A 9,172-nucleotide genomic window follows, 5' to 3' on the forward strand; every position below is an offset into this window, starting at 1 on the left:
AAAGGTGTGTTACTTGTTAAGTTGATTGAACCGCCGTATACGGAACCGTACGTACGGTGGTGTGAGAGGACGAAATTTCTCATAAACGAGAAATTTCTCCTACTCGATTCGAGAATCAGCTTTCCGCCAGTTTTCGGAGCCTTTTTTCATCCAGAATGGAAATCGTTCCGCGGGAAAGTTTTACCATGCCTTCGCTCTGGAAATAGCGAAGCATACGCGTGATGACTTCGCGCTGGGAGCCAAGGTGGTTACCGATTATTTCATGGGTTATTTTTAGCTCCAATGTGTTTTCGATAGAAGATTCTTCTAAAAGAAAAGACGAAACACGCTTATCAAGGCTCTTCCACATAATTTGTTCAACCAACCACATGACATCAGAAAAACGGGCAGCCATCAGTTCATTTGTGTAATTCGCTACCGGGGCGGATTCTTCCATAAGATGTTTGTACACCTCAACAGGGATGATCCAGAAATCAGTGTCCTTTTCAGCTTCGATGATTATTCAAACTGAATTGAGCGCATCATACAGGAAGCAGAGAAAAGGCACATATCCATGTCAAATAGCCGATAGAGTGTAATCTCCCGACCTTCCTCAGATAGAATGTAGGCGCGAAGCTGTCCGGAGCTAATTAAGAGCAGACCGGTACAGTCGAGACTTCCATTGTGAACAACAGTTCCTTTGACAACATGTTTTTGCGTCAAACTTCCGAGAATCTGTGCTTGCTGGGAGGGCGTTAGTTTCTTCCAGACAGGAAATGCATTTTGAAACTCCATAGATTATCTTCCTTTTTCATTTTTTGTATGGGTTTAGTATAAGGGATTGCATTGGATATGTCAAATGAGTTATTGACATATGCCAATAATGAGCCTATACTAATATTGAAATTATTAAAATAGCTTTCGGAGGTGAACGCAGTGGCAAGACCTAGAAAATGCAGAAAAGTATGTCAAATGCCCCGGACAAAAGAATTCCGTCCGGTCAGCGAGACGTTGGCAAAAACAGAAGTGATTCTGACGGTAGATGAATATGAAACCATTCGTCTGATTGATCGGGAAGGATTTTCGCAGGAAGAGTGCAGTACTTATATGCAGGTGGGGAGAACCACCGTTCAGCTCATTTATAATTCCGCCAGAAAGAAACTGGCGACGGCGCTGGTAGATGGTCTGCCGCTTCGAATTGAAGGCGGCGATTATCAGCTTTGCGACGGGAAAGAAGAATTCTGTGGCTGTGGCGGCTGCAAAAGGCATCGACACAGCTGCATACAGAAAAAGGAGGATGGAGCTATGAGAATTGCAATTCCACTGGATGAGAACCAGCAGGATGTCTGTATTGTGCTGGCGCGGGCGCCTTATTTTCTCTTCCGGGAAGATGGCGTTGATACGATTGTAGAGAATCCGGCAGCACAAGCCCAGGGAGGAGCCGGACTTCAGGCAGCTCAATTTCTTGTGGATCACGAAGTAGATGCGCTGATTACTGTGCGCTGCGGACAGAATGCAGCAGAGGTATTTCAGGCAGCAGGTATGAAGATTTATCAGTCCGTGAATAAAGCCGCAGCGGACGATCTGAAAGCAATGGAAGAAGGACAGCTTGAGGAACTGACAAAATTCCATGCCGGATATCATGGTGTACAATGAAAATAGCCTGTTTAAGTGGTAAGGGAGGCGCAGGAAAAACACTGGTAGCAGTCAATCTGGCGGCGACGGCGGGGAATGCCACATATATTGATTGTGATGTGGAAGAACCAAACGGAAGATTGTTTCTAAAGCCGGAACATACCAGGGAAGTGGTTGTTCATACGAAGCTGCCGGAATTTGATGCTGAGAAATGCAACGGCTGTAAACAGTGCGTACAATTCTGTCGCTTTCATGCTTTGATCTATGTAAAAGAGAAACCAATGGTATTTTCCGAAGTTTGTCACAGCTGCGGCGGCTGTCAGATTGTCTGTCCGGAAGGTGCTATTACAGAGAAAGAAAAACCGATAGGTACGTTGGAGATTGGAACGCGGGGAACATTAAAGACAGTTACAGGGATTCTGAATCCGGGAGAAGCATCGGGAGTTCCGGTAATTCGCAGTGCATTGAAGGAAGCAGGAGAAACAACGATTATTGACTGTCCGCCGGGAAGCGCCTGTTCTGTCATGGAAAGTATTATGGATGCAGATTACTGTGTGATTGTAGCAGAGCCAACAATGTTTGGATTCCATAATTTCCAAATGGTGTATGAGCTCACAGCGCTATTAGGGAAACGATGCGGAGTCGTGATCAATAAAGAAGAGGAAAGATTCGAACCACTGGAAATATTTTGTCAGGAGCACGAAATTCCTGTTCTTTTGCATATTCCGTATGAAAAAGAATTTGCAGCGTTGTCTGCAGACGGTCAGCTAATCTGCGAGAAAAGTGAAGAAGCACGGGAACTTTTTGCCGGACTGCTTCGAGAGATTGGAGGCGCAATATGAAAAAGCTTTTGATTTTGAGTGGGAAAGGCGGTACCGGAAAGACAACAACAGCGGCAGCGCTGATCCGGTTTTCGAAGGCGAAAGCAATTGCAGACTGTGACGTAGATGCACCGAATCTTCATCTTGTAACCGCACAGACAGGGAATCCGGAAGTGACCCAATTTCTTGGAGGAGAGAAAGCAGAGATTGATCCGTGCAAATGTACAGGTTGTGGTTTGTGCCAATCACACTGCCGTTTTGACGCAATTCGGGAAAAAGACGGAACCTATGCGGTAAATGAATATGCCTGTGAGGGCTGCGGCGTCTGTGAATATGTTTGCCCACAGAGGGCAGTAAAGCTTGTGAAAGATGCAGCGGGACGTAAAGAACTTTATCGGTCAGACAGTGTTTTTTCTACAGCGACATTGAAAATGGGGCGGGGAAATTCCGGAAAGCTTGTGACAGAAGTGAAAATGGCAATGCAAAAATATGCTCCGGAGACAGAACTCGCAATTATAGACGGTTCTCCCGGAATCGGATGCCCGGTCATTGCATCGGTAAGCGGGGCGGATCTTGTGCTTGTTGTGGCAGAGCCAAGTCTGTCGGGATTCAGCGATCTGGAACGACTTGTGAAAACAGCAGAGATGCTTAGGACAAAGCTTGCGGTCTGTGTTAATAAATGGGACGTGAGTCCGGAGCATACAGAGAAAATACAACTGTTCTGTGCAGAAAGAAAAATCCCGTTTGCAGGAAAAATACCTTATGATAAGAAAGCTTCTGAAGCAATCAATGCGGGAATGAGCATTGCTGATCTGGATTGCCCTGCCCGCAATGCGCTAGAGTCTATCTATGAAACCATTATGAAATTACTTTAATGAAAAAGGAGAAAAGAATTATGAAAATTGCAGTAGCAGCTATGGGAAATACAATTGCAGGTCATTTTGGACATTGTGAAAACTTTATATTTTTTGATACAGCAGATGGAAAAATTACAGAAGTGAATTCTGTGCCGAATCCGGGGCATCGTCCGGGATTTCTTCCGAACTTTCTGGCAGACAATGGGGCAGAAGTGATTATTTCCGGAGGTATGGGCGGCGGAGCCGTTGATATTTTCAATGAGCGGGGCGTAGAAGTCATTATTGGTATCCAGGGAGATGCGAAAGAAGCAGTAGAGACTTATCTGAGAGGTGAGTTAGAATCTGTTGGTTCTATTTGCCATAACCACGAACATGCTCATGAATGCGGCGAATACGAATAAGAAAAACAATCAAAGAGATGTCAGCTTTACTTTTTTAGATCGGGTAAGAGAAGTAGAGCTGAATCTGGAAGACGGAAGATGGCAGTCGGCGCTGGCATTGGCGTTGACAATCCCGGATATTTGTGGCGGGATAGGCTTTCCGGATCTGGTAAAGCGTTATCGGGACGGCAGAGTTATGCTGGACAGACAGAAGCAGCCGACAAGAGATGTGGGAAGTCAGTATATCCGCTGGTTTGATGAGTACGCAGGAGAGTTTTTTAAAATAGCGCCGGAAGATCAAACGCCATACATATGCGGAGAACGATGCTGGCAATTGCGATGCGAGTACCTGCATCAGAATAAAGGCTTTCTCAATGATGAAGATGAGAGCAGAATTCGATTCCATCTTGGAGTAAACTGTGGTACTTCTGTCTGCCAATTGGAAAAATCCAGGGGAAATCAGGACAGCCGGGATATTCGGATTGATATTGAACAGTTTTGCTGGAGGATGTGCCGGGCAGCCAGAAGCTATTATGAGACGGTCCATTTGGAGAAGGAATTTAGTTTGTATAACACTCCGGTACTTGATTTTATTCAGAGGAAGAAAGATTCTGCTTTGGATGCGTTGATTGTTGTCTTGTGCAGCAATCAAATGTATGCAGAAGGGATTTGCACGGCACTAAAATCAGTGGCAGATCAGGTTCGTTATTTCACAACAGCGGAAGCGGCGAAGCAGAATCTCCGTACACAAAAACCAGCTTTGTGGATTGTGACGGACACCTTTCTTTGTGAAAAGGAACAGCTGTGGCGCAAAAACAAAGCAACACCGGTTATTCTCTTGTCCGATTCCGAAGGAAGCGGCTGCCGGGATGAGAGTGACAGTAAAACGATAAGACTGGAAATGCCTGTTGCTCTGAAAGCGCTTCGGGAAACAGTGATCGCATTGGTGAAGTAGGAGGATAATACATGGCATATATGATTTCGGGTGGCTTCATCATAGCAGCGATTGGGCTTCTGATGCTTCTCCGGGAAAAGAGCAGAGCAGTACAGAAACAGGAGAGGCAGATTAGAGAGCTGAAGCAGGAGCTGAAATCCTCTCATGGAGCAGACGCAGAACAGAGAAAGGGTGAGATAAGGGAATTGGCAAATATCATCCATCTCTATGCATCGCTTTCAGAAGAAGAGACACAGTCGCCTTCTCTGAAAGAAAAACAGCGCATCATACAGAAAACAGCAGAAGAATTGCTTCAAATAGCAGAGAAATAGCAGTTATGGCGATACAGAATAGGTGTATCGCCATTTTTATAAAAAACAAATGTTAACTAAATAGAATCAAAAGGTTGACAATGGAAATTTTATATGTTACTTTAGGAAAAGTTGGAGGAAGAGAAAATGGATACGAAAGAACGTATGTTGGAACTATTTGAGCATCATCGGGGAATATATTTTTCAGGAGAGATGATTGCAGAAAAGCTAAATGTGTCGCGGACTGCGGTGTGGAAAGCGGTAAAAAATCTGCAAAAGGAAGGATATAGAATCGATGCTGTCCGCAATAAAGGGTATTGTCTCTCGGAGGAGACAGATATTTTATCAGAACAGGGAATCGGGAAATACTTAAAACCCGTGTGCGAAGAAATACAGATTCATGTAGAAGAATCTGTCGATTCTACGAATACGCTTGTGAGAAAGCAGGCGGAGCTTGGCGCAGCAGAAGGATACACTCTGATCGCAAATCGACAGACATCCGGGCGTGGACGTCGGGGAAGAACATTCTATTCACCGGCAGATACCGGAATTTATTTAAGCATTTTGTTGAGACCAAAACAATTTACAGCTCAGCAGGCAGTTCGGTTAACGACAATTGCAGCTGTAGCAGCATGTGAGGCGCTGGAGCGTGTATCCGGAAAAAAAGCAGAAATCAAATGGGTAAATGATGTATTTATGAATGGGAAAAAAGTTTGTGGAATTCTTACAGAAGCGTCCTTTGGGCTGGAAGATGGATTTCTGGAATATGCTGTGCTTGGGATTGGTATGAACGTCTGTCCTCCGAAAGATGGATTTCCGGAAACATTGACTGAGATTGCAGGAACAGTTTTTGCGGAAGCGCAAAATGACGGGAAGAATAAGCTTGCTGCAGAATTTTTAAATCGCTTCATGGAATACTATCGGGCGCCAAAGCATGGGGACTATCAGACAGAATATCGAAAGAGAAGTTTTGTGATCGGAAAGGAAATAGAGGTAATCTCCGGTGGAAAAAGTGAATGGGCGAGAGCGCTGGATGTGGATGATCAGTGTCAGCTTTTAGTGGAGGATTCTGAAGGAAGGCGAAAACTATTGTCTTCAGGAGAAATCAGTGTGAGACTATCAAAGTAGAAAGGTGTTATTTATGAAAGAATCTGTTATAGAAGAAAAAACAGGAAAGAGATTGCAGCAGATGACGATGACAGCGCTTATGACGGCAGTCATCTGTATTTTAGCACCGCTGTCAATTCCAATTGGACCGGTTCCAATCTCGTTTACTGCGCTGGCGATTTATTTGTCATTATACTTGTTGGGATGGAAATTAGGAACGGTCAGCTGCCTGATTTATATTTTGCTTGGAGCAGTTGGCTTACCTGTATTTTCAGGATTTTCCGGAGGAATAGGGAAATTGCTCGGTCCAACGGGAGGATACATCATCGGATTCCTTCCAATGGCGGTTCTGGCAGGGGCTGTAATGGAACGATACCATAACCGTTTTATTCAGTTCAGTGCTATGACAGCAGGTATGGCATTGTGCTATGTATTTGGAACAATCTGGTTTTGCATCGTAATGAAAACTACCGTGGCAGCAGCTCTGAGTGCGTGTGTATTTCCGTTTATTCCGGGAGATATGATCAAAATTATGATTGCTCTGACAGGGGGACCGATATTGAAAAAAAGATTACAGCAGGCAGGAATATTAGAAAAATAAAAGGAAATAGCAGTAATAAGAGATAAAGCAAACAGCCGGGAAATCTGAAAATGGATTTTCCGGCTGTTTTTATACGGCAAAATTTTTCGGGAATTTTATTGAAAAGTATACTATTATGTAATACAATGTAGTTGGGGAATATACTATGTAATACAAGGTAGGTAAGATATGATTTCATCACAAATGTTAAAAGGAATGTTAGAGGGATGTGTTCTAAAGATTATCGCGGAACATGAGACATATGGATATGAGATTTCACAGAAACTTATTACATATGGCTTTGGAGATATATCAGAAGGAACCATCTATCCGATGCTGCTTCGGATGTCAAACAAAGGTTTTATACAGGCTGAATACCGGGAATCTTCCACTGGTCCGAGACGAAAATATTTCTCGCTAACGAATCAGGGAGAAGAGGAACTGAAAGAGTTTGAACGGCAGTGGAAGGAGTTATCCCAAGCTGTGACAAATCTGTTTGACGGAACAAGCTCAGAATAAGCAGATATTCTTAAAAATCTACAGAGAATGAAAAGCAAATGGAGGTGTCAATCTATGAAAGAGAATGATAAATTAGCAGAGCTTCGCAAAGAAAATCGACAGCGAGAGAAAAAACTTACGAAGGAAAGTCGCAGCATCATCGAGAAATCAGTTAATTATCTTTACAGGAAAAAAGCAGATGATGATGCAGTGGAATATGTGAAGAAAGATCTAATAGAGATGCTTTTAGACGGAGAAGCAAGAGGAATGGGAGCGGAACAGATACTTGGAGATTATAAAGAAGTTTGCAGCGAGATTTTAAAGGCAGTACCGCAGCTGTCAGAAGATAGGAGCTGGAGAAAAAATGCGGGAACATATTTCGTAATTTTGCCTTTTATCGGAATGATTGATATGATTATGCGTCTGTTTTTTCTGATGCAAAAAGGAGCGGCATGGTCTTTGGAAAATACACTTATATCCTGTACGGCATTTGTTATATACACAACAATTGCAGTAGTTATCTATCGTGTTACAAGGCAGAGTCTGGACTTCTATGTTACATGGCTGTGGGGAAAGAAAAGATATGCGGCAGCGGCGGTTGTCGTGCTTGCAGCAGCAATGCAGATTGCATATTATGTAGTGGGAAAATAGAAATGATTTTAAAAGGGAAACCAGCCGTGAACAGTAATGTCCCCGGCTGTGTTTTTTAATTATCCAAGATATGCTTTTAATAAATTCAATGTGTTATCTACACCGTCTTTATGACTTCTTTCATAACCGTGAGAAGCATATACGCCAGGTCCGATCAGACCGTGTCTGATATCATATCCGGCGCGCAGTGTACATTCTACGTCAGAACCATAATATGGGTAAACGTCAATTGCATAGTCAACGCCAGCTTCTTTACCAGCTTTTACGAGATCTGTAACAACGTCGTAATGGTATGGACCGCCGCTGTCTTTTGCACAGATAGATACCTGGTGTTCTGTACAGGTAAGACCATCACCAACGCATCCCATATCTACAGAGATTGCTTCCGTTACACCAGCTGGAACAGAAGCAGAACCGCCATGTCCGACTTCTTCGAAAACAGTGAAATGTTCGTAAATGCGTCTCTGCGGAGTAACATTTTCATCTTTCAGGTATTTGGCATAGCCAAGTAAAATAGCAGCGCTTAATTTGTCGTCAAGGAAGCGACTCTTGATATAGCCTTTCTCTGTGACTCTTGTTCTTGGATCGAAGCAAACAAAGTCTCCAACCTGGATGCCGAGTTTCTCAGTTTCTTCTTTGGAAGATGTCTTTTCATCCAGAACAACTTCTACAGAGTCAAAGGTACGTTTTGTTTCGCTGTATTCTCCGTTTACATGAACGGAAGCGTTGATGAGCTGGCAGGTACCTTCGTAAGAACCGTCAAATTTAGTCACGACACGGCAGTTTTCTGCTTCGGCATTGTTAGCATTCATTCCGCCGATGTTTGTGATGCGAAGACGTCCGTTGCCTTTGATCTCAGCAACCATTCCGCCGAGTGTATCCACATGAGCTTCCAGAAATACAGCATCCTCTGTATTTGTACCGCCGATGTCAACTAATACTCCGCCTTTTACAGTGATCTCAGGATGATATCCGAGACGTGTGAATTCATCAGCGAGATAGCGAGCGACTTCTTTTGTGTAGCCGGATGGACTGTCGATGGATAATAATTTTTTTGCCTGTTCCACAATGTAATCTGTGTACTGTGTCATAATAATAATCCTCCTGTTGTTCAGTATATAATCTGCTAATATTATAGCATATACTTTACTAAAGAACTAGAGTCTGTTTAGAAATGTTGTGAGATAATTGAAAGCAATTTGGGTGTGTGTTATAATTCATAAGGGAAGTATCAGATTCAGAGCAGATAAAAAGAGCAGTTCTGAATTAACAGGAACTGCTCTGAATGTGATTCTTTCCAATTGTACCAGGCCGCGGACGGGTCAGCCAGTCTGTGTATGGGGAAAGTATCTTCTCTGCCTGGTGAAAATGCTGAGGTTTTGAAGAAACTCACCGATATAAAAAGGTGATTTTTGTACA

General features: G+C 43.4%; 11 protein-coding genes and 1 pseudogene. 10 read left to right on the forward strand and 2 right to left on the reverse strand.

Annotation, left to right across the window (positions count from 1 at the left end; genetic code table 11):
- Positions 1 to 115 precede the first annotated feature (115 nt).
- Positions 116 to 774: pseudogene (locus DWX73_RS15645) on the reverse strand (Crp/Fnr family transcriptional regulator).
- A gap of 141 nt (positions 775 to 915) precedes the next feature.
- On the opposite strand from DWX73_RS15645, the gene DWX73_RS12100 reads away from it, so the two are divergent.
- The 10 genes from DWX73_RS12100 (at position 916) to DWX73_RS12145 (ending at position 7,753) form a co-directional block, all read left to right on the forward strand.
- Positions 916 to 1,635 (forward strand): DUF134 domain-containing protein, encoded by a 720-nt coding sequence (locus tag DWX73_RS12100; protein WP_118348995.1) that lies wholly within the window; start codon positions 916 to 918, stop codon positions 1,633 to 1,635.
- On the forward strand, positions 1,632 to 2,456 hold the full coding sequence (locus DWX73_RS12105; RefSeq protein ID WP_118348996.1) for a nucleotide-binding protein: 825 nt from the start codon (positions 1,632 to 1,634) through the stop codon (positions 2,454 to 2,456). Before DWX73_RS12100 ends, DWX73_RS12105 begins: the two co-directional genes overlap by 4 nt.
- Positions 2,453 to 3,310 (forward strand): nucleotide-binding protein, encoded by an 858-nt coding sequence (locus DWX73_RS12110; RefSeq protein ID WP_118348997.1) that lies wholly within the window; start codon positions 2,453 to 2,455, stop codon positions 3,308 to 3,310. The genes DWX73_RS12105 and DWX73_RS12110 overlap by 4 nt, the downstream gene beginning before the upstream one ends.
- Before the next feature lie 20 nt (positions 3,311 to 3,330).
- Positions 3,331 to 3,693: a NifB/NifX family molybdenum-iron cluster-binding protein gene (locus DWX73_RS12115; RefSeq protein ID WP_330413670.1), complete on the forward strand. Its 363-nt coding sequence runs from the start codon at positions 3,331 to 3,333 to the stop codon at positions 3,691 to 3,693.
- Positions 3,671 to 4,627: a hypothetical protein gene (locus DWX73_RS12120; protein WP_118348998.1), complete on the forward strand. Its 957-nt coding sequence runs from the start codon at positions 3,671 to 3,673 to the stop codon at positions 4,625 to 4,627. The genes DWX73_RS12115 and DWX73_RS12120 overlap by 23 nt, the downstream gene beginning before the upstream one ends.
- A gap of 11 nt (positions 4,628 to 4,638) precedes the next feature.
- Positions 4,639 to 4,938, forward strand: coding sequence for a hypothetical protein (locus DWX73_RS12125; RefSeq protein WP_118348999.1), 300 nt, complete (start codon positions 4,639 to 4,641; stop codon positions 4,936 to 4,938).
- Positions 4,939 to 5,064: 126 nt separating this feature from the next.
- A complete protein-coding gene (locus DWX73_RS12130; protein WP_118349000.1) occupies positions 5,065 to 6,045 on the forward strand; it encodes a biotin--[acetyl-CoA-carboxylase] ligase in 981 nt (326 codons plus the stop codon).
- 13 nt (positions 6,046 to 6,058) lie between these two features.
- A complete protein-coding gene (locus DWX73_RS12135; protein WP_118349006.1) occupies positions 6,059 to 6,625 on the forward strand; it encodes a biotin transporter BioY in 567 nt (188 codons plus the stop codon).
- Positions 6,626 to 6,793: 168 nt separating this feature from the next.
- The gene (locus DWX73_RS12140) at positions 6,794 to 7,123 is read left to right on the forward strand and encodes a PadR family transcriptional regulator (RefSeq protein WP_118349001.1); all 330 of its coding nucleotides are present in this window, start codon (positions 6,794 to 6,796) and stop codon (positions 7,121 to 7,123) included.
- Between the two features lie 54 nt (positions 7,124 to 7,177).
- Positions 7,178 to 7,753, forward strand: a complete 576-nt coding sequence (locus tag DWX73_RS12145; RefSeq protein ID WP_118349002.1) for a hypothetical protein — start codon at positions 7,178 to 7,180, stop codon at positions 7,751 to 7,753.
- Between the two features lie 59 nt (positions 7,754 to 7,812).
- Here the strand turns inward: DWX73_RS12145 and DWX73_RS12150 are convergent, their stop codons facing one another.
- Entirely contained in the window at positions 7,813 to 8,844 is a 1,032-nt protein-coding gene (locus DWX73_RS12150; RefSeq protein ID WP_118349003.1) for a M42 family metallopeptidase, read from the reverse strand.
- Positions 8,845 to 9,172: the final 328 nt, after the last annotated feature.

The sequence above is a fragment of the Coprococcus sp. AF21-14LB genome, assembly GCF_003458885.1.
Taxonomy (GTDB): Bacteria; Bacillota; Clostridia; order Lachnospirales; family Lachnospiraceae; genus UBA9414.

Bases quoted from the DNA above. Each gene is read 5' to 3' on its own strand.
- DWX73_RS12135 (WP_118349006.1), top strand. From the start codon at position 6,059: ATGAAAGAATCTGTTATAGAAGAAAAAACAGGAAAGAGATTGCAGCAG.
- DWX73_RS12145 (WP_118349002.1), top strand. From the start codon at position 7,178: ATGAAAGAGAATGATAAATTAGCAGAGCTTCGCAAAGAAAATCGACAG.
- DWX73_RS12120 (WP_118348998.1), top strand. From the start codon at position 3,671: ATGAATGCGGCGAATACGAATAAGAAAAACAATCAAAGAGATGTCAGC.
- DWX73_RS12105 (WP_118348996.1), top strand. From the start codon at position 1,632: ATGAAAATAGCCTGTTTAAGTGGTAAGGGAGGCGCAGGAAAAACACTG.
- DWX73_RS12115 (WP_330413670.1), top strand. From the start codon at position 3,331: ATGAAAATTGCAGTAGCAGCTATGGGAAATACAATTGCAGGTCATTTT.
- DWX73_RS12130 (WP_118349000.1), top strand. From the start codon at position 5,065: ATGGATACGAAAGAACGTATGTTGGAACTATTTGAGCATCATCGGGGA.
- DWX73_RS12150 (WP_118349003.1), bottom strand. From the start codon at position 8,844: ATGACACAGTACACAGATTACATTGTGGAACAGGCAAAAAAATTATTA.
- DWX73_RS12140 (WP_118349001.1), top strand. From the start codon at position 6,794: ATGATTTCATCACAAATGTTAAAAGGAATGTTAGAGGGATGTGTTCTA.
- DWX73_RS12110 (WP_118348997.1), top strand. From the start codon at position 2,453: ATGAAAAAGCTTTTGATTTTGAGTGGGAAAGGCGGTACCGGAAAGACA.
- DWX73_RS12125 (WP_118348999.1), top strand. From the start codon at position 4,639: ATGGCATATATGATTTCGGGTGGCTTCATCATAGCAGCGATTGGGCTT.